This window comes from Amphritea atlantica, from assembly GCA_024397875.1.
In the GTDB taxonomy this organism is placed as follows: Bacteria; Pseudomonadota; Gammaproteobacteria; order Pseudomonadales; family Balneatricaceae; genus Amphritea; species Amphritea atlantica_B.
This window is the reverse complement of record CP073344.1, coordinates 3,890,857-3,911,263: the sequence shown is the minus strand read 5'-3', so window position 1 is coordinate 3,911,263 and position 20,407 is coordinate 3,890,857. Positions and strand designations below refer to the sequence as shown.

General features: G+C 52.7%; 19 protein-coding genes. 10 read left to right on the top strand and 9 right to left on the bottom strand.

The genetic code is table 11. From position 1 onward, the window contains the following. Positions 1 to 8: 8 nt before the first annotated feature. From KDX31_18055 to KDX31_18045, 3 genes are all read right to left on the bottom strand, one after another. Positions 9 to 704 carry a phosphatase PAP2 family protein gene (locus KDX31_18055; protein ID UTW03206.1) on the bottom strand — a complete coding sequence of 232 codons (696 nt, stop codon included), beginning with the start codon at positions 702 to 704 and terminating at the stop codon, positions 9 to 11. A 4-nt stretch (positions 705 to 708) separates the two neighbouring features. Beyond that, complete coding sequence (locus KDX31_18050; protein UTW03205.1) at positions 709 to 2,220, bottom strand: glycosyltransferase family 39 protein; 1,512 nt, start codon at positions 2,218 to 2,220, stop codon at positions 709 to 711. Positions 2,221 to 2,351: 131 nt separating this feature from the next. After that, a complete protein-coding gene (locus tag KDX31_18045) occupies positions 2,352 to 2,756 on the bottom strand; it encodes a hypothetical protein (GenBank protein UTW03204.1) in 405 nt (134 codons plus the stop codon). A 266-nt stretch (positions 2,757 to 3,022) separates the two neighbouring features. Here KDX31_18045 and KDX31_18040 point away from each other — a divergent pair, with 266 nt between their 5' ends. Continuing rightward, the gene (locus tag KDX31_18040) at positions 3,023 to 4,258 is read left to right on the top strand and encodes an HDOD domain-containing protein (GenBank protein ID UTW03203.1); all 1,236 of its coding nucleotides are present in this window, start codon (positions 3,023 to 3,025) and stop codon (positions 4,256 to 4,258) included. Positions 4,259 to 4,365: 107 nt separating this feature from the next. Further along, positions 4,366 to 5,112 (top strand): sulfite exporter TauE/SafE family protein, encoded by a 747-nt coding sequence (locus KDX31_18035; protein UTW03202.1) that lies wholly within the window; start codon positions 4,366 to 4,368, stop codon positions 5,110 to 5,112. 69 nt (positions 5,113 to 5,181) lie between these two features. Here KDX31_18035 and ilvD read toward each other — a convergent pair whose 3' ends face one another. Next, entirely contained in the window at positions 5,182 to 7,017 is a 1,836-nt protein-coding gene (ilvD, locus tag KDX31_18030; protein ID UTW03201.1) for a dihydroxy-acid dehydratase, read from the bottom strand. Between the two features lie 204 nt (positions 7,018 to 7,221). Between ilvD and KDX31_18025 the strand changes: the two genes are divergently transcribed. The 7 genes from KDX31_18025 (at position 7,222) to KDX31_17995 (ending at position 11,625) form a co-directional block, all read left to right on the top strand. Beyond that, positions 7,222 to 7,476: a hypothetical protein gene (locus KDX31_18025; GenBank protein ID UTW03200.1), complete on the top strand. Its 255-nt coding sequence runs from the start codon at positions 7,222 to 7,224 to the stop codon at positions 7,474 to 7,476. Beyond that, positions 7,469 to 8,134 (top strand): Crp/Fnr family transcriptional regulator, encoded by a 666-nt coding sequence (locus KDX31_18020; GenBank protein UTW03199.1) that lies wholly within the window; start codon positions 7,469 to 7,471, stop codon positions 8,132 to 8,134. The genes KDX31_18025 and KDX31_18020 overlap by 8 nt, the downstream gene beginning before the upstream one ends. 121 nt (positions 8,135 to 8,255) lie before the next feature. Continuing rightward, a complete protein-coding gene (locus KDX31_18015) occupies positions 8,256 to 8,444 on the top strand; it encodes a DUF2892 domain-containing protein (protein ID UTW03198.1) in 189 nt (62 codons plus the stop codon). Between the two features lie 224 nt (positions 8,445 to 8,668). Beyond that, entirely contained in the window at positions 8,669 to 9,217 is a 549-nt protein-coding gene (locus tag KDX31_18010) for a glycine zipper 2TM domain-containing protein (GenBank protein ID UTW03197.1), read from the top strand. A 27-nt stretch (positions 9,218 to 9,244) separates the two neighbouring features. After that, positions 9,245 to 9,550 carry a PepSY domain-containing protein gene (locus tag KDX31_18005; GenBank protein UTW03196.1) on the top strand — a complete coding sequence of 102 codons (306 nt, stop codon included), beginning with the start codon at positions 9,245 to 9,247 and terminating at the stop codon, positions 9,548 to 9,550. 36 nt (positions 9,551 to 9,586) lie between these two features. Further along, entirely contained in the window at positions 9,587 to 10,279 is a 693-nt protein-coding gene (locus KDX31_18000; protein UTW03195.1) for a response regulator transcription factor, read from the top strand. Next, positions 10,276 to 11,625, top strand: a complete 1,350-nt coding sequence (locus KDX31_17995) for a two-component sensor histidine kinase (GenBank protein ID UTW03194.1) — start codon at positions 10,276 to 10,278, stop codon at positions 11,623 to 11,625. Before KDX31_18000 ends, KDX31_17995 begins: the two co-directional genes overlap by 4 nt. Before the next feature lie 78 nt (positions 11,626 to 11,703). On the opposite strand, the gene argA is transcribed toward KDX31_17995, so the two are convergent. The 4 genes from argA to KDX31_17975 all read right to left on the bottom strand — a co-directional run bounded on the left by argA (position 11,704) and on the right by KDX31_17975 (position 16,298). Next, the gene (argA, locus tag KDX31_17990; GenBank protein ID UTW03193.1) at positions 11,704 to 13,044 is read right to left on the bottom strand and encodes an amino-acid N-acetyltransferase; all 1,341 of its coding nucleotides are present in this window, start codon (positions 13,042 to 13,044) and stop codon (positions 11,704 to 11,706) included. After that, positions 13,041 to 14,198, bottom strand: a complete 1,158-nt coding sequence (gene argE / locus KDX31_17985) for an acetylornithine deacetylase (GenBank protein UTW03192.1) — start codon at positions 14,196 to 14,198, stop codon at positions 13,041 to 13,043. Before argE ends, argA begins: the two co-directional genes overlap by 4 nt. A 106-nt stretch (positions 14,199 to 14,304) precedes the next feature. After that, a complete protein-coding gene (locus KDX31_17980) occupies positions 14,305 to 15,570 on the bottom strand; it encodes an inorganic phosphate transporter (protein UTW03191.1) in 1,266 nt (421 codons plus the stop codon). A 47-nt stretch (positions 15,571 to 15,617) separates the two neighbouring features. Next, entirely contained in the window at positions 15,618 to 16,298 is a 681-nt protein-coding gene (locus tag KDX31_17975) for a TIGR00153 family protein (GenBank protein UTW03190.1), read from the bottom strand. Between the two features lie 284 nt (positions 16,299 to 16,582). Between KDX31_17975 and glnE the strand changes: the two genes are divergently transcribed. Continuing rightward, positions 16,583 to 19,477: a bifunctional [glutamate--ammonia ligase]-adenylyl-L-tyrosine phosphorylase/[glutamate--ammonia-ligase] adenylyltransferase gene (glnE, locus tag KDX31_17970; protein UTW03189.1), complete on the top strand. Its 2,895-nt coding sequence runs from the start codon at positions 16,583 to 16,585 to the stop codon at positions 19,475 to 19,477. Positions 19,478 to 19,620: 143 nt separating this feature from the next. Here the strand turns inward: glnE and KDX31_17965 are convergent, their stop codons facing one another. After that, entirely contained in the window at positions 19,621 to 20,205 is a 585-nt protein-coding gene (locus KDX31_17965) for a superoxide dismutase [Fe] (GenBank protein UTW03188.1), read from the bottom strand. Between the last annotated feature and the right edge of the window lie 202 nt (positions 20,206 to 20,407).

Sequence of the window (20,407 nt, the reverse complement as noted above, 5' to 3'; positions counted from 1 at the left end):
AGGCCTGTTTATCTGGTGTTTAAATAGAGCGGGTGTCTGAAGTTAAACAGGGCACCCAGCAAGGAAATAACCAGATAGACCGCCCAGAAGGCAAGCACAACGTCGCTGAAAAAATGCCCCCCCTGTACTATTCGGGTCAGTCCCAGCACAACACCCACCATACAGCCGCCCCAGAACGCCCGGCGAGAGGCGAATAACCATCCGAGGATCATAAAGTAGAACCCCATCGCAGCATGGCCACTGACAAATGAACAGTTTTTGCTGCAGGCACCGGAATAAACGAATGCCGGAGTGAACGGCTTATCGCCGCCAAAGTTCTCTACCTGTACCGGGCGGGCGCGGCCGATGGAGTTATCTTTGAGGACCGTATTGACCAGCAGTCCGGGACCTAAGATCAGGGCGGTTAGCAGAAACGTGACGCTCCACTTTTTATAGTTTTTGAGTTTCAGTTTGTTAAATCTGATGAGGAGTCCTGTAACAATCAGTCCCAGCAGTATCGGGATATGGATCATCGCAAACAGCCGGTAGATAAACTGAATCAGCGGATTGTTTTTATAGATGAACTGCTGTGTCTGAGGATCGTAAAACAAGCCGGCGACAAACAGATCGATCTGAGGAAAACTGATGAAAACAGCAGCGCAGACCAGGAACAGGACGATTTCCCGACAGTGTTTCAGCTGTGTTAACGCGGTTAAGTGGACCATCTGATTACTCTTCAGTCTCTTGCTTAATGCCCTTGAAACCGCTGACTTTATAGAGGCGTGCAGTGCGGCTGAAGTTGCTGTACAGGGGCAGGGTTTGTTCTGTCAGCAGTGTTACATCAGTGAAATAGTGTGTCAGTTTAGCTGCCACATCATGCTCGCTGACAAACAGAAACTGTGTCTGCGTACTTTTGGAAAGCGGGTACTGAAGCTCATAGTGATCCTCGATATAGCTGTCATCACTCAGCGCGACCCCTTTAAAGTCCTGCGGTGTGATGTAGTAACCAAAGTAGGCCAGTAATTTACGGGAATCACTGGCCAGCTTGTAGTCTGGGTGCTGATCAAACCAGGGCTGAAACTGATGGACAAACTCTGGCCAGCCGAGTAATCGCTTATAGGGATCAGTACCCCACTTGCGTTCTATTCCAAGAGCGTTTGTCACTGCAGCGTAGTGATAGAAGGCGATCGACAACAGCAGGTTCGCCAGCAGACCGATCAGCAGTATACGGTATCCCTTGAGCTGGCTCAGATAGTAGCCCGCCAGTAGTGAGGCACCAATATAGGCGGGACCTGCCCAATTGACATTCGCGCGCGCCATGAACGCCTGCACGGAGAGCACCGCAAAGGTAGGCCAGAACAGGCTCCAGAGCAGGCGTTCAATATCGCTGCGGGGATGGCGTTTCAATCCCCGGATAGCGATATAGATAAGAAACACCGGACCAAACACAAACAGCTGGCCTGCCCAGAACTCCAACAGTCGGCTGAAGCTCAGTGAACTGCTGCTCTGGTGAGAGATCTCCGCAGTATGCTGGAAGCTGATAAAGTCGTGCTGGTAATTCCAGTAAAGGTTGGGCAGCAGGAAGCTGATCGCCAGCAGGCAGGTCATCCAGAAGCGGGGATTGAGTAACAGTTGCCGTCCTGCGGGACTCAGGGCCGCATAGAGCAGAAAGGTTGTGGGTAAAATAATAAAGGTATATTTCGACAGCAGTCCCAGTCCTCCGGCCACGCCAGCCAACAGCCACCAGAGGCCGTTATTGCTCTCTTTGGCCCGGAGGAAGGCGTAGAAGCAAAGGCACCAGAAGAAAATAAGGGGGGCATCGGTGGTGATAAACAGGCTGTTAAAGCCGACCAGAGGCATCAGCAGGAATATTGAACCACTGAACAGAGCGGCCTTCGTCGCTAACACTTTATCGTCTGAAAAACGTTCAGCGGTACGATAGATGATGATAGCAGCAGCGCTGTAAAGCAGGGGAGAGGCCAGCTTTACCGCCCACTCTGCGTTGCCAAAAACGGCAGTAGTCAGTGCGATCAGCCAGCCCACCATCGGCGGCTTTGAGTAATATCCCCAGTCCGGTGTCTGAGCCCAGCCAAGGTAATACGCTTCATCATAAAACAGGGTTATCGGGGTGCTGAGAACGATCCATTCACGGTAGAGAAACAGCAGGGCGATCAGCGCCAGAAACCAGCGGAACGGGTGTGCGGTAAAGGCAGTGGTTGAATCGGAAGATGCAGCAGACATTCTATTTTTCCGGACTGACAGGTTATATGTCCGGCAATCGGCCGGTGTTTCTTTTGGGGCGCTAAGTTTAACAGACGCCCTCTGGCAAAGAAATGTCCGGCTGCAGTTACGTCAGTAGCGGATTATGCCATCTACATCAGCCCTTTCGCCTGTAGCATCAGGCTCAGACGTTCAGATATTTCGATTTCCATATGCTTCAGCGCTTCGGCATCATCAGGATGACTGAAGTCCCAGCGGATATGCTGCTGATCGGTTGCCAGTTCCGGGAGGGCGTCGTGGCTTTTATCACAGAGTGTGATAATCGTATCAAACGGCTCCCGGGCCATCTCATTCAGGTCTTTGCTGACCGGCTTCGTCTGGCTGTGACTCAGCCGGGTGACCCATTCCGAGACGTGTTCTGGTATGGGTTCAGGCTCAGGCCCGGCGCTTGTGGCGAGCACTTTGCCATGACCCATTTTATTGGCTAAGGCTTCGGCTATCTGTGAGCGGATCGAATTGTGCCTGCAGACAAAAAGAATTCTATGGGGTGCAGTCATGCTGAGGGTTCCATTGTTCAGAGTATCTATCGGGCCTTAGATTAACCGAAACAGATAAAAACTATAACCATCAGCCATTTCCACTTGTATTCAAACTGCGTAACGCTCTGTTTTTCCCGCGGATGAGCGTGTCCCTGAAGCCTGCATCTAGTGGTGTAAAGGCTGTGGTTCTGAAGATCTGTCGGGAGCACATTTTTTTTCACTGCGGCCTCTAATGGCGGGGAATGATGGGGTATACTGGCTGATATCTGATCAGGGGATAACGAGTGACTATTGCGCTAAACGAGGATATGCAGACAGAATGTTCTGTTCTGTTAGCCAGACAACCGGTTTTTAATAAAAGTCAGGATGTGCAGGGTTACAGCCTGCTGTATCGATCCGATAGTGGCTTGCTGCCGGCGGAATTCTCTGACGAGCAGGCAACTGCATCGGTCATTCTGAATAACTATGCTGTTGCCTCGAATGATGGCAAAACTAAGCATCTGCCGTTATTTGTCAAACTGACTCAGAGTATGTTGCTGTCCGATATGTTGCCTGATCTTCCCCGGGAAGGGGTTATTTTCGAACTGTTGCGGGAAGACGGCATATCCAAGGAATTGCTGTCGGTGTTGCGTGAGCGTAAAGCGGAGGGCTATCGGTTTGCATTAACCCACTATACCGGCGATAAAGTGCAAACCCCGCTGCTGGATCTGATGTATGTGGTTAAGATCGATACCCAGCGTCATGACGATGCCGAACTTAAGCAACTGGTTAACTTCTGTAAGCCCTATCGGGTTCACCTGCTGGCCGATAAAGTTGAGAGTCAGGAGGATTTTCGCCGGGCTATCGATTTTGGTTTCAATCTGTTTCAGGGATATTTTCTCTGTCGCCCGGTATCGATTAAAGGGAAGAGTTTTGGCAGTTCTAAGGTTCTGATCCTGGAGCTGCTGGCTGAACTGAATAACCCTGCGGCAACCGCACAGTCCGTCGAGCAAATTGTCATCAATGATCCGGCGATGACCTATAAGATACTGCGTCTGGTAAATTCCGCCGCCTTCAGTACACCGAAACAGATCGACTCGATTTCCCATGCGGTGTCGCTGATCGGCATGGATCAGCTCAAGAAATGGGCTGCGCTGTTTCTGCTCAGTGGCCAGTCCGATAAACCGGTAGAGCTGACACGCATGATGCTGATCCGCGGGCGGATGTGTGAACTGTTGGCGGAGATGCTCAGTTATCAGAATCCGATCAATTATTTCATGGTGGGGCTGCTGTCTCAGCTTGATGCCATGATGGATACCGATATGCAGGTGTTGCTGGATCAGATCCCATTGGACGGCGCAATAAAAGAGGCTATTCTCTCCCGGACTAATCAGATGGGAGAGATTCTCACCGAGGTGCAGCATTATGAACGCGGCGAGTGGTCCGACATGCGTAACTTCTTAGATCGGCCATTCTATGAGGTTGCCTATCGCCATAGCTTAAGCTGGGCTGATCAGGTGTTGGCTTCGCTGCAGGAGTGATGCCAGTGGTAGCCGGAGCCCCGGCTATTGTCGCTATGCGTCTGCTCATCTGTTAATTATGTGCAGCAAACGCAGTTTTCCCCTTGCCGGATATAACAGGATAGATTGTGAACTGGCTGCCTGACCTGATCGGTATCGATACAGCGCTATTGCTGATTATAACCAGTACCCTGACCTCAATGCTGACGGCTGCAATGGGTATTGGTGGCGGGGTGTTGCTGCTGGCGGTGATGGCCACCATTGTGCCGCCCGCTGCGCTGATTCCCGTGCATGGTCTGGTACAACTCGGTTCAAATGGCAACCGGGCTTTGCTGACCCGTGAGTATATTGACTGGTCCCTGCTCCGATTGTTTCTGGGTGGCGCGCTGATCGGAGCAGTGGTCGCCTACTTTGTGGTGGTGCAATTGTCGGTTGAGCTGATTCAGCTCAGTGTCGCCGGATTTATTCTGTTTCTGGTCTGGGGCCCCGGGCTGCGTAAGCAGGAGATACCCCCTGCTGGGTTGGTTCTGGCCGGTGCAGGAACCACGCTGATTACGATGTTTGTCGGTGCTACCGGGCCTCTTGTGGCTGCCTTTGTTCATCGTCGGGGTTATGAGAAATATCGCATAGTCGCCACTTTTGCTGCCTGTATGACGGTTCAGCACCTGTTGAAAATGCTGGTGTTTGGCCTGATTGGCTTTGCGTTTACGGATTGGTTGCCGCTGATTATTGCAATGATTGCCGGTGGCTTTGCCGGCACCTGGGTCGGGTTACATATCTTGAAGAAGGTGCCTGCGGAGCGATTTCAGGAGATCTTCAGACTGCTGGTGACAGCGCTGGCTTTGCGCCTTGTGTGGCAGGTGTTTAGCAGTTAATCAATTTGCAGGCATAAAAAAGCAGCCGGATAGGCTGCTTTTTTGTTGCTGCTGATCTGCCCGGCAGGATTAATCTTCCAGCTTGGACAGGTCCCGCACCGCACCTTTATCGGCAGAGGTTGCCAGCAGTGCGTAAGCCTTAAGCGCTGCGGATACCTTACGCGGACGTGCTTCAACAGGCTTCCAGCCAATCGCATCCTGTTCTGCGCGGCGCTGAGCCAGTTCTTCATCGGACAACAGCACGTCGATGGTGCGGTTGGGGATATCGATGCGGATACGGTCACCGTTGCGCACCAGGCCGATAGCGCCGCCGGCAGCGGCTTCCGGAGACACGTGGCCGATAGACAGACCCGATGTACCGCCGGAGAAACGTCCGTCAGTCAGCAGTGCGCACTCTTTGCCCAGGCCTTTCGACTTGATGTAGGAGGTCGGATAGAGCATCTCCTGCATCCCCGGACCGCCTTTAGGACCTTCGTAGCGCACAATAATTACATCACCGGCTTTGACCTTGTCATCGAGGATGTTGGCAACCGCTTCATCCTGAGACTCGGTAATGTGTGCCGGGCCTTCAAATACCAGAATTGAGTCATCGACACCGGCGGTTTTCACCACGCAACCGTCCAGAGCAATATTACCCCGCAGTACGGCCAGACCGCCTTCCAGTGAAAATGCGTGTTCTATAGAACGGATGCAGCCGTTGGCACGATCACCATCCAGCGTTGGCCAGCGGGTTGCCTGACTGAAGGCCACCTGCGTAGGAATGCCGGCAGGGCCTGCTTTATAAAACTCCATCACTTCCGGGGATGGGTTACGCATGATATCCCACTTATCCAGTGCGTCTTTCATCGTCGGTGCGTGAACCGTTGGCGCATCGGTATGCAGTTTTCCGGCACGGTCCAGCTCTCCCAGAATCGCCATGATGCCACCGGCACGGTGAACATCTTCGACATGGTATTTAGGGGTGTTTGGTGCAACTTTACACAGCTGAGGTACCGTCAGTGACAGACGATCAATATCGGCCATGGTGAAATCGATTTCAGCTTCCTGAGCGATTGCCAGCAGGTGCAGGATCGTATTGGTTGACCCGCCCATGGCGATATCCAGTGTCATCGCGTTCTCGAAGGCATTGAAGCCTACTGAGCGTGGCAGCAGCGATTCATCGTCCTGCTCATAGTAACGCTTCGCCATCGCTACGATGCTGCGCCCCGCCTCCAGGAACAGCTCTTTACGATCGGCGTGGGTGGCAACAACCGTACCATTGCCTGGCAGTGCCAGTCCCAGCGCTTCGGCCAGGCAGTTCATTGAGTTAGCGGTGAACATACCGGAGCATGAGCCGCAGGTCGGGCAGGCGGATCGTTCAACAGCATCAACCATCTCATCGGAGGCGCTCGGATCAACCGCCATTACCATGGCATCGACCAGATCCAGCTTGTGCTCGGATAGTTTGGTCTTGCCGGCTTCCATCGGGCCGCCGGAGACAAAGATAACCGGAATATTGAGGCGCATAGCGGCCATCAGCATCCCCGGTGTGATCTTGTCGCAGTTGGAGATACACACCAGTGCGTCGGCACAGTGGGCATTTACCATATACTCAACGGAATCCGCGATAATATCCCGGGACGGCAGAGAGTAAAGCATGCCGTCATGACCCATGGCGATACCGTCATCGATCGCAATGGTGTTGAACTCTTTAGCAACGCCGCCAGCCTTTTCAATTTCACGGGCGACCAGTTGTCCCATATCTTTCAGATGGACATGCCCGGGCACAAACTGGGTAAATGAGTTGGCAATGGCGATGATCGGCTTCTGGAAATCGTCATCCTTCATCCCCGTGGCGCGCCAAAGTGCGCGGGCACCGGCCATATTTCGACCTGCGGTGGAGGTCTTGGAGCGATATTGTGGCATGCACAGATCCTCTGCGGCTGTAGTGAGTTTTTTGTATAAGACCGTCGATTATACAAAACTCTCGGCGGGAATACCTAACAATCCTGTTCATTCAGCGCAACACTTGGCGTTAATCGCTATTGCCGGCCTCTTAGCGACATATCGGGCTATTGTTTCCTGTAGTAAAAAAGTATTCTTAGTGGCATATGATCCCAGGAGGCGTTAATGGTTATAGATAAAAAACAGATCCGTTCAGATCGCTGGCTCAAAATGATGATGCGTACCGGTGTGCCGGTGGCGATCGTGAGTATACTTTGTCTCTGGCTGGGGCAGTTTCTGGCATCCCCGGCGTTGGGCAGCGTTTTTCTGGTGACGATGCCGATCGCGCTGATGATCGGCTTTATTTACAACATTCGTTATGTGACCCTGGCGTTACGTGCCCGGCGTCAGGCGGCAGATAAACCGGCAGACAATGACTGATCTGACTCTGCTGACCGACCAGTTTCCACTGCTACAGCAGCTGGATGAGGCCGGGCTGGCGATCCTCAGCCGGGCGCAGAAAGTTCAGCTGCCTGCTGATCAGGTGGTGTTTCATCAGGGCAGCGTTTGTCAGCACTTTATTATCGTGGTCTCCGGTGTGGTGAAAGTGCTGGGGCGACATGCGAATGGCAGGGAACTGATTCTGTACCGGATCGAAAACCAGGGTACCTGTGTGCTGACGACTTCCTGTCTGCTGGGCGCTGAGGACTATCCGGCAGAAGGGATTACCGAAACCGGGGTGACTGCATTTCTGCTTCCATTATCTGATTTTCAGCGCGCCATTGCGGAATCGGAAGGCCTGCGACGGTTTATATTCGATTCCTATGGTGAGCGACTGGCCCGTCTGATCGCTCTGGTACAGGAGATCGCGTTTGAGCGTATCGAAAAGCGGCTGGCCCGTTATCTGATTGAGCATGTGGGGCCTGGGTCTGTGTTGTTACGCTCCCATCAGGAGATCGCCGACGAGCTGGGCACCGCAAGAGAGGTTGTCAGTCGACAGTTGAAGCTGTTTGAGCAGAAGGAATGGGTTGCCCTGAGTCGAAATCAGGTATTGTTCCTGAATAAAGGGGCCGTCAAAAGTGCGGCAAAAGATCGTTAAGTAAAAGAAAATTAAGCAAAAGAGAGCATCAGCAATTCAGGTCAGTGTGACTTTGTCACAGACATTCTCAGCAACAGCGCCGATAATTGATTCAAACCTGAATAAATCTGAGGATGGAAAAATGGAAAAGAATATCGGATCTGTAGATAAAGTGGTGCGTATTCTGGTCGGTCTGGTACTGATTGCACTGGTATTTGTGGGACCTCAAACCGTTTGGGGATGGATCGGTGTGCCGGTCATTGCGATTGCGCTGTTTGGCTGGTGCCCTCTGTATCGGGTGCTGGGCGTCAGTACCTGTAAGAAGGGCTAAGCTGAGTCATTGCGCTGAAAACGATAAATAACAGTTTTTCAGACTTAAGAAACCGGCCCGTTCAGGCCGGTTTTTTTTATCCACACCACGCTCTGCTGCTTGTTGTATGCCCTATTGTAAAGATAGGTAAAGCAGCATCAGGCACTTTACAGTTCAGGATTGGTTCAGTCCTGCAGCACGACAATAGGCTACATACTCCAAAGAACAGAGAGGGGAGAGTAGCCATGAAAAAGTTAATTGTAGCAAGTCTTATTGCACTGGGGCTGACTTCCGGGATGGCTCAGGCGGATTCCCGCTTTAAAGAGAGCAAGCATCACCGGGAATTTGCCCGGGTAACCCATGTCGAACCGATTGTGGTTCAGACTCAGCGTCGTATTCCTCGTCGTGAATGCTGGGATGAGGATGTACGATACGAAACGCAGAGTCATCAGCGTAAATCGTACACAGGGCCTATACTTGGCGGTATCATTGGTGGGGCGATCGGCAACGAGCTGGGCGCAGGCCAGGATAATAAAAAAGTGGGGGCGGTGGTCGGAGCGGTACTGGGAGCCTCTATCGGTAATGATATTAGCCGGAACAGTCACCACCGTGGTAACAACATTGAATATCGCACCGAAACACGCTGTAACGTACAGCACGATGTTGAGTATTATGAACGGGTAACCGGCTACAAGGTGACCTACCGCTATAACGGTCGCACTTATAAGACGCGCATGGATCATGAGCCGGGTAAGCGGATCCCGGTGCGGGTCACTGTCAGCCCTGTTTTCTGATTAAGATGTAAATAATTGGTGATAATAATGTTCAGAGCGTTCTCATATACACTTTTTGCCCTGCTGATGGTAACGATTGGGGGGACTGTGGCAGCGGCAGAGGTGGTTGAGGCCAAAACTGAATTCAGAATTGAATCCATGAGTCTTGCTGTAAATGCGGTGTCGCTGCAACAGGCGGCAGCAACCGCAAAGCAGAATCATGGAGGAAAGGTTGTAAAGGCGGAAACCCGGGACCGCGACGGGCGGTTAGTGCATCTTATCCGGCTGATCAATCATGGTCGGGTAAAGACAGTTCTGATTGATGCTCAGACCGGTCAGGAGCTATCGCCTTGAGGTGGTACCCGCCATCCACAGGAATGGAGTAACAGAATGAAATTGCTGGTAATAGAAGATGATATGGATCTGCGCCGTCAACTGGTGACGGCGCTGACCGATAGTGGTTATGCCGTTGAGGAAGCAGAAGATGGCGAAGAGGGACTCTACCTTGGCAATGAGTTCCCTTATGATCTGGCGGTCGTCGATATCGGCTTGCCCAAGCTGTCCGGTGTTGAGGTTATTCGTGGCTGGCGCAAGAATGATGTGAATTTCCCGGTGATTATACTGACCGCCCGGGGCGACTGGCAGGATAAGGTCGAAGGGCTGGAAGCAGGCGCTGATGACTATCTGGTTAAGCCATTTCATATCGAGGAACTGATGGCCCGGCTGAATGCCCTGCTGCGCAGAGCAGCGGGTCATGCCAAGCCGATGCTTGAGTTTGGGCCGTTAAAGCTGGATAGCAGTGGTCGTAATGTTTATCTCAATGACAGTTCAGTAAAACTGACCAGCTATGAGTACCGAACGCTGGAGTATCTGATGCTGAATGCCGGCAAGGTGATCTCAAAAAGTGAATTGACCGAGCACCTTTACCACCAGGATTTTGATCGTGACAGTAACGTGTTAGAGGTGTTTATCCGGCGCCTGAGACAGAAGCTCGATCCGGATCAGTCACTGCAGCCGATCGCTACCGTGCGCGGACTGGGTTATCGCTTTGACCTGTCTGCGGGGGCATCAAACAACGCATGATGCCCCGTGCTCTTCGTGCCCGCCTGTTGCTCGCTTCACTGCTGTTGTTGCCGGTATTCTTTGGTCTTACCGGTTTTGCTTTACAGCAGGCGTTTCACCACAGTCTTGAAGCGGCGGAAGAGGAACGACTGAAACTTCAGCTCTACCTTATTCTGGGTGCTGCTGAGCTTCAGGGCGATCGTATTATGATACCTGATAACCTGCAGGAACCCCGCTATGCTCAGGTTGAATCGGGCCTCTATGGTTTCCTCCATGACCGTAAAGATATGCTGGTATGGTACTCAGAATCGGCCAAGCTGATCTCTGATGCGCTGGTTGATGAGTTGCAAGTGGATGGGCTCAATACCGGTGATTCAAGATTTTATCGCTTGCCGGAACAGGGTGTCTTTGTCTATCAGTTTGCCCTGTTGTGGGAGATTTCAGGGCGGGAACATAGTTATGTGTTTACCGTGCTGGAGTCTGATAATCAGGTAAAAGCAGAGCAGAAAGCTTTTAACGCCCGGTTGTGGGGCTGGCTGGGGGCGGCGATTTTCCTCTTCCTGCTGGTGGAAACCGCGCTGATTCGCTGGGGGCTAAAACCTCTGACCCGGCTGGCGGAAGATCTTAAACGAATCGAGCTGGGGCAGAGCGATAAGCTCACCGGTGAATACCCCACCGAGGTTCAGGCAGTCACCGATAACCTCAATCTGCTGATCAGTAATGAGCGTCTGCAGCGGGAGCGATATCGTAATACGCTTGGCGATCTGGCCCATAGTCTGAAGACTCCGCTGGCCGTGATCCGGGGAGCCCGCCAGGAGCGCCTCAGCTTCGATGAGTACCAGACTCTGGTGACCGATCAGGCGGGGCGGATGGATCAGATAGTGCAGTACCAGTTGTCCCGGGCGGTCAAAAGTCAGGGGCGGACCCTGGCGAAGAAAACGCCGGTAGCGCCGCTTATTGAGCGGATGGTTGCCGCGCTGAATAAAGTGTATCGGGATAAAAATATTGCGGTGTCGCTGACTCTGGATGGAGATTACCAGCTGCCTGCTGACGAGCGGGATCTGATGGAGTTACTGGGAAATATTCTCGAAAACGCTTATAAATATGGTCACAGCCAGGTGGCTGTCAATTGCAGCAACGGTGGTGGGATGCTACAGGTCGATATCGCTGACGATGGCGCCGGAATCTCCCCCGGGTTGCGTCAGACGATACTCAAGCGCGGACAGCGGGCAGATACTTCCGCGCCGGGTCAGGGCATCGGCTTGTCTGTTGCGGTGGATATTCTCAGTAGTTACGACGGTGAACTGGAGATTGGTGAATCGACTCTGGGCGGAGCGCTGTTTACTATCAGGATGCCGCTCAATTAGAGGCGGCGGATCTGTTGCCGTCTGGCAGACAGATCCGCTGTACAAAAAGTATTCTCAGGCAGCTTAACCGATGCAGCGTTAATTAAGCGATTTAATAAAAGCCTTGGAGTTACGCTGATAGTTATACATCTCCTGCTTTTTGTTGGGCAGGCCGCTGATCGCTGTCGGTTCAAAGCCCCGCTCGATAAACCAGTGCGCGGTTCGGGTGGTCAGCACAAAGAGGCGGTTGAGCTGCTGTTCCCGGGCAGATTCCTCAATCGCCTGCAGCAGTTTCTCGCCCCGCTCTCCACCGCGATATTCCTGTGAGATAGCCACGCAGGCCAGCTCGCCGATCTGTTCTTCCGGAAACGGATAGAGTGCCGCGCAGCCGACGATGGCGCCATCCAGGGCGACCACCATAAACTGATTAATTTCCGCTTCCAGCAACTCTCTTGAGCGCCGCACCAGAATACCGGCTTCTTCCATCGGCCTGATCAGCTCCAGAATCCCACCCACATCTTCAATGCTTGCCGGTCTTACCTGCTCGTAGGAATGCTCGATCACCATGGTGCCGATACCGTTACGACTGAACAGCTCAGACAGCAGCGCACCATCTTCCCGATAACTGATCAGGTGGCTGCGGGCGACGCCATGCCGGGATGCGGTCACCGCTGCCTGCAGATGACGGCAGAGTTCCGATGGCACCTGATCGGGTGAGCTGTGCTTTGCCATATACTGACTTACCAGGCGCTCAGCCGTATCGGCCAGCAGCTCAGAGCGCAGGGCTTCGCTACTGTCGCGAACCCCGCCGTCTTCGCCAAACATGATCAGTTTATCGGCATCGAGGCTGATCGCTACCTGCGTGGCGACATCCTCAACGGCGAGATTGAAGACCTCCCCGGTGGGCGAATATCCCAGATGCGACAGCAGAACGATATTGTTCATGCTGAGCTGTTGCCGGATCGCTTCCTGATCGATTCTGCGCACCTCTCCGGTATGGCACAGGTCCACGCCGTTGTAGATGCCAAAAGGCCTTGCGGTCACGAAGTTGCCACTACAGACCCGGATTTTGGCCCCATGCATGGGGGAGTTTGCCAGTCCCATCGAGAGTTTTGCTTCTATTTCGATCCGCAAGCTGGCGGCTGATTCGATCACACAGCGCAATGTGTCTGCATCGGTAACCCGCAGATGGTGGTGAACCCAGTCTTCAATATTCTGCTGTTCAAGTTTCGCTTCGATCTGGGGGCGTGAGCCGTGCACCAGCACCAGCTTGACGCCAAGACTGTTCAGCAGAGCGATATCGTGAATGATGTTGGCAAAATTCGGATCGGCGAGCGCCTCTCCTCCCAGCATCAGGACGAAGGTTTTCCCCCGGTGAGCATTGATATAGGGAGAGCTGTGACGAAACCAGTTTACGTATGGGTTGCTATCATTAATCACGATGAAAAACAGTACCTTGCAATCAGTTGTTCCAGTACCGCTACTGTAGGCTTAATCTGATCAAAAGCCAAATATTCATCGGGCTGGTGGGCCTGATCAATAGAGCCCGGCCCCATCACAATGGTATCCATCCCCAGCCCCTGTAAAAACGGGGCTTCGGTGGCAAAGGCGACGGCTTCGGCCTGATGGCCGGTGAGCTTTTCTGCGGTATTGACCAGTTCCGAGTGTTTGTCGTTGTGAAATGCCGGAATTCCCGGGAACAGGGGCTCAGTGATGATCTCTACGCCAAATGTATGCTGCAGCGGTTGTAAGCGTTTGCTTACTGCTTCGCGCAGGTTCTCTGCGGACATCCCTGGTAGCGGACGCAGGTCGTATTCCAGCTCGCAGGCGCCACAGATACGGTTGGGGTTATCGCCACCATGAATACAACCGAGATTGAGGGTGGGTACCGATACTGCGAAATCACTGTTCTGATAATCTCGCTGCAACTCCTTACGAAAGCTGAGGAGCTCGCCCAGCACTGAATGCATCGCATCCAGCGCGCTGGCACCCAGAGCCGGGTCGGAGGAATGGCCAGAGCGGCCCTTGATCCGCACCTGCTCCATCATAATGCCCTTATGCATGTAGATCGGCCGCATGCCGGTCGGTTCACCAATGACGGCATAGCGTGCCTTTGGTTGACCCGCTTCCGCCAGTGCCCGGGCACCGCTCATTGAACTCTCTTCATCGGCGGTGGCCAGAATGATCAGCGGTTGTTGCAGCGGTTTGTCGATAAACTTACGGGCCGCTTCGATGGCAATAGCAAAGAAGCCTTTCATATCACAGGTGCCCAGGCCATAGAAACGACCGTCTTTCTCGGTCAGTTTAAACGGATCGCTGTTCCAGAGTTCGGCATTAAATGGCACGGTATCGGTATGACCTGACAGCACCAGTCCGCCTGGACCGCTGCCCAGTGTGGCGATCAGGTTGGCTTTACCCGGGTGTCCCGGTATCGCCATTACCTCCGTTTTGAATCCCAGACCGGATAACCAGCTTTCAAGCTTGCCAATAACACTCAGGTTACTCTGATCCCAATGTGCTGCAGTGCAGCTGACCGAGGGGGTGGCGATCAGTTCTGTGAGCATGGTGAGCAGGTCAGGTGTGGAGGATTGCATAACGGTATCCGACTCTATTTAGTTATCCCATATTGTGCCGCTTTCAACAGAAATAAAAAAGGCGATCATTTCATGATCGCCTTTATTTATCTGATCCAGCTGTCTGTTAACTGAAAATTCCTTTCAGGGTAAAGAAGATCACAATCGACAGGAAAGCACCGGCAGGCAGGGTGACCAGCCAGGAGACGAATATGGTACCGACCACCTGCAGATTCAGTGCCGAAAGCCCCCGGGCCATGCCGACACCCAGAACCGCACCTACAAGAGTATGAGTGGTGGAGATAGGCAGACCGGTACCGGAGGCAAATACTACGGTTGAGGCCGCAGCCAGGGTTGCCGCAAAGCCACGGCTGGGGGTCAGCTCAGTAATATTGTTACCGACGGTGGCGATGACTTTATGGCCATACATGACCAGACCGGCAACGATACCACTACCGCCCAGCAGCAGAATCCAGACCGGCATTACGGATTTTTGCGCCACTTCTCCAGCAGAGTTTACCACGCCAACAACCGCTGCCAGTGGGCCAACCGCGTTGGCAACGTCATTTGAACCATGGGCGAATGCCATGGCGCAGGCGGTGAACATCATCAGTACACCAAACACCTTCTCGACACTGGCAAAGTGATAGTCAACATTATCTTCAGCCCGGGCATGTATCTTCCGCAGCATCAGAATACCGATGACCATCGTGATTAAAGCCACCCCGACTGAGATCATGGCGCTGTTGCCAAATCCCGGATTCATGCCAATATGCTTGAGGCCCTTGGTAAAGGTCACCATGGAGATCATAAAACCGACCACGAAAATATACATAGGTACATATTTCTTGGCGTTCTTGAACGGGTGTTTAGTATCGAGGATCAGTATCTGGACGGTACGGTAGAGGAAGAAAGCGATCACCCCTGCGGTCAGGGGAGAGACTACCCAGCTGGCGACAATCTTGCCGACCTTGCCCCAGTGCACCGCATCCACCGAGATGCCGACGGCCGCAAAACCGACGATTGCACCCACGATCGAGTGAGTTGTGGAGACTGGCCAGCCCATGGCTGTGGCGATCAGTAGCCAGATACCCGCTGCCAGCAGTGCTGACAACATACCGTAAACCAATAATTCCGGTGTTCCGGAGAGGATTGCCGGATCAATAATCCCTTTCCGAATGGTCGCGGTGACCGCGCCACCGGCAAGGTATGCGCCAGCAAATTCAAAGATGATTGCGATCAGAATCGCCTGTTTCAGGGTTAATGCCTTGGAACCTACCGAGGTTCCCATCGCATTAGCGACATCGTTTGCGCCCACACCCCAGGCCATAAAAAATCCAAACACACATGCCATAATGACCAGGATGGAGCCATATTCCGCAATGATGCTCATGATAACTACCTAATTTTTAAGATTCAGAGAAAGATTATTCGCAGGGCTTACTTTGCCAGTAACAACTGCAAACGACTGCCTACCTGTTGTGCTTTATCGGCGAGATCACCGATCCAGCTGATAATCTGATAGAGGAACATCGCATCGATAGGATGCAGTTCTTTCTCTACATCAAACAGGGATGAGCGAACTTCGCGTTCCATCTCATCGGCATCGTGTTCCAGATCATCGAGGTCGTGAATCATCTTTTCGACAACATCGACTTCATGTCCACGAAAGCCTGCGGTAATCAGTTCATCAAGCTCATTCAGTGCCATCAGCGCCTGACCGGATGTTTTCAGGGATGAGCGAACATATTCTGCGATAGCCGGTTGAATCTGTAAGGGAATCAGCATTTTCCGGCCAAGAATCAGACCGGCAATATCTTTTGCCCTGTTGGCGATCTTGTCCTGCATGCGAAGGAGTTCGAGGAGGTCGGTACGGGGGACTGGCAGAAACAGACTGTTGGGGAGATTCATGCGAATCTCCTTTTTCATCGTGTCGGCCTCACCTTCAAGCACGGCTATGCTATGTTGAATTTCGGCGGCCTTATCCCAGTCTTCAGCCATAACGGCATCAAAAAAGGGGATCAGCTGGATAGCACAGGAGTGAGCCTTTGCAATATGTTCCTGCATTGGCTGAAAAGGAGATCGTGCAAACATTTGCATAATCGGGTTGTTAGTCACCATAAAATCACCGGTATTCGAGCAAATTTTGCGCGAGTATACGTTGGCAGCCCGCGCATTTGTAGTCAAAATGAAACATAAGTGTAACTAAACTGACATTGAATATCTTAGCGTAGATAAATAAGTCGCTATTATTGGTCTGTAACATGCTGATTTTTGGTTTTTATTCGCTGCCTTTTAATGAATATGAAGTTTTTGTTACGGCGGGTTGCTTAGATAGCGGTCGTGCGAAAAACTGCTTTTTGGTAAGCTGAAAAAATAGATCGGTCATCAGGATACCTTCGGATATGCTCAGCCAGTTAATCAAGAAATTGCCTCCTCTGCTTCAGCCCTGTGCAAAACTAAACCTTGAAAAATGTTCAGCTTCACTCGAAAACCTCGACCACAGCGTCGATCGCTTTGATGATGATCTGATCCGGGTCCTGAGCGGTAGTGATTATGTCGCTGATCAGTTGAGCCGAAACCCCCGGTTGCTTGATGATCTGTTATCCGGTGCAGACCTTTACACTGACTATCCTGCCAGCGAATACCGTCGGCGACTGGAGCAAAGCCTGGCGCAGGTGGACAGCGAAGAGTTGCTGCATAGCGTGTTGCGCAAATTCCGTCAGCGTGAAATGGTCAGAATTATCTGGCGTGATCTGACCCGTACCACCGATATGCGCGGTACCACCGCCGATCTGTCTGCGCTGGCAGATGCCTGTATCGATCAGGCGCTGGCGTGGCTCTATAGTAACCATTGTGCTAAATGGGGAACGCCCTATTCAGTCCCCTCGGAAGACCGTCCCGCTCAGCCGCAGAAACTGGTGGTATTGGGGATGGGAAAACTGGGGGCCAATGAGCTGAACCTGTCCTCAGATATCGATCTGATCTTTGCTTACCCGGAAAAGGGCATGACACAAGGGGGCCGGGGGCTGGCCAATCAGGACTTTTTCAGTCGCCTGGGACAGAAACTGATACAGGCACTGGACAGCATTACTGCGGATGGATTCGTGTTCCGCACCGATATGCGTTTGCGGCCCTATGGCGCCAGTGGTCCGCTGGTATGCAGTTTCCCGGCGATGGAAGAGTATTACCAGAACCAGGGGCGGGACTGGGAGCGCTATGCGATGATTAAAGCGCGGGTCGTCGGTGGCGATCAGCAGGCCGGTGCCGAACTGCTGGAGATGCTCAGGCCCTTTGTGTATCGTAAATATATCGACTTCAGTGCGTTTGATTCACTGCGTTCAATGAAGGAGATGATCAATAAAGAGGTGCGGCGCAAAGGTCTGCACGGCAACGTAAAGCTAGGCTCCGGTGGTATTCGGGAGGTGGAGTTCGTCGCCCAGGCGTTCCAGCTGATACGAGGCGGCCGGGATCCCCGGTTACAGCAGCGGGAGTTACTGAATATTTTGCCGCTGCTACCGGAAACCGTTGGCATACCGGAGCAGGCTGCCACCGAGCTGGTTGATGCCTATACCTTTCTGCGCAATGCAGAGCATGCGATTCAGGCGGTTGCCGACCGACAAACTCAGGAGTTGCCAACCGATCCGGTTGGTCAGGCGCGTATCGCCTACAGCATGGGATTTGATAGCTGGGACAGCTTTATCGCAGAGCTGGATCGTCAGCGTGACCGTGTCACCGGGCATTTCGCCGATGTCATTGCGCCAACGGAGGCCGCACCGGCCGCCACAGACCAGACCAGTGACTGGCTGCAACTCTGGAATAGCGAACTGGATGATACCGAGGGGGAGGCTTTTTTTGCCCGGCACGGGCTGGATGATCCACAGCAGGCGTGGAAAGCGTTCAGTCACCTGAAGTCGAGTCGCTCCGTCCAGGTGATGCAGGCTGTCGGATATGAGCGCTTGCAGGCAGTACTGCCGAAACTGATGGACGAGGTCGCCGCCACAGAGAACTCCGCTGAGACCCTTGAGAGGGTGTTCTTGCTGATTCAGGCGGTTATCCGGCGCTCCTCCTATCTGGTCTTGCTGGCAGAAAATCCCGGTGCGATGAAACAGCTGGTGCGCTTATGTTCTGCCAGTGCCTGGTTTAGTGAGACCCTGGCGAAACAGCCGGTGCTGCTGGATGAACTGATCGATCAGCGCAGCCTCTATTCCCCGCCCTCGAAAGAGGCGCTGCAATCGGATCTGCGTCAGCAATTGCTGCGTATTCCGGAAGAGGATGAAGAGCAGCTGATGGACACTCTGCGCTATTTCAAAAGCGCTCATGCACTGATCGTTGCCGCTTCCGATATTACCGGTGTACTGCCACTGATGAAGGTCAGTGACTATCTTACCTGGCTGGCAGAAGTGATTCTGGAGGTGGTGCTTGAGATTGCCTGGCGCCAGCTGTCTGAAAAACATGGTGTGCCATTGAAAGCGCCGGGCGTTCCCTGCGACCCTGACTTTATTATCGTGGGCTATGGCAAAATGGGGGGGATTGAACTTTCCTATGGCTCTGACCTGGATCTGGTGTTTGTCCACGATGCCGATGCCAGCTTATATACCCAGGGCAACAAACCGATTGCCAACTCTGTATTCTTTACCCGTCTGGGCCAGAAAATTATTCATATCCTCAATACCTTTACCACCGGTGGCCACCTCTATGAAGTTGATATGCGCTTAAGGCCATCAGGCAATTCCGGTTTGCTGGTCAGCTCGCTGAAAGCGTTTTCCGAATATCAGGAGAAAGAGGCCTGGACATGGGAGCATCAGGCGCTGGTCCGGGCGCGGGTGATTACGGGATCTGAATCCCTCCGACAACGGTTTGAAGCGGTACGGGCCGATATTCTGATGCAGCCGAGGGAGCATGGCGCGCTCGCTGAAGAGGTGGTGAAGATGCGGGAGAAAATGCGCGAACACCTTGGGACATCGGAAAAAGAAGCGGGTGAATTGTTTAACCTGAAGCAGGATCGTGGGGGGATTGTCGATATCGAGTTTATTGTACAGTTCAGTGCGCTGGCGTATTCGCACCAGTACCCAGAGCTGATCGAGTTTACCGATAACATCAGGATTCTGGACGCGATGGAGCACACCGGGGTGATGTCTGCGGATGATGCAGAGACGCTCAGGGAGGCCTATAAAAAGTATCGTTCGGTTGGCCACCGACAGGTGCTGCAGAACCGTACCGGCCCGGTGAGTGCAAGTGAGCTGGAGGACTGTCGGGACGCGGTAATACGGATCTGGAATTCTCAGCTTAAACTATAAACGCTGTTGAACACCGGGTTTGAGGGGGCGGTTGGTGAAACCTGAGATCGGTTAAAACGTAGCAGCAAAAAAAACTCCGGTCTTTACCGGAGTTTTTTATCAGAGGTTACCGTCACCCTGAGGTGACTGGGTCACTGTTGCTGTTATGCCGCCAGGTTCTGGTTAACGAAGTCCCAGTTTACCAGTGCCCAGAAACCTTTCAGGTAGTCTGGACGAACGTTGCGGTAGTCGATGTAGTAAGCGTGTTCCCACAGATCAACGGTCAGCAGGGCAGTCTGACCATTGGTCATTGGCGTGCCGGCGTTGCTGGTGTTAACGATTTCCAGAGAACCGTCTGCGTTTTTAACCAGCCAGGTCCAGCTTGAACCGAAGTTGTTCACCGCTTTGTCGTTCAGCTCTTCCTGGAATGCCGCAAAAGAGCCCCATTTAGCGTTGATCGCGTCAGCAACTGCACCGGTTGGTTCGCCGCCGCCATTTGGAGACAGGCAGTTCCAGTAAAACGTGTGGTTCCAGATCTGGGCTGCGTTATTGAATACGCCGCCTGCTGGTGCTGACATGATAATCTCTTCCAGAGATTTTCCTTCGTATTCAGTTCCTGGTACCAGGCCGTTCAGCTTTACAACATAGGTGTTGTGGTGTTTGCCGTGGTGGAAGTCCAGAGTTTCTGCGGAGATGTGAGGTTCCAGTGCATCTTTGGCGAATGGCAGTGCTGGTAGTTCGAAGCTCATAATTAATTACCTTTATAGTGTCAGGTTCAGCATAGATTGTGAAATTGTTATATAAACCAGGATCTTTATATAGGGTCTTTATTGGAATAATTCAAGCGTTGTTGACCCGTTGGTGCTGAATCATAGCACCCTTATTTGCGCTTTTCATCGCCTGTAAATCCCTGTGAATATAGGGGAAATTCACTGTTTAACAGTCTCTATC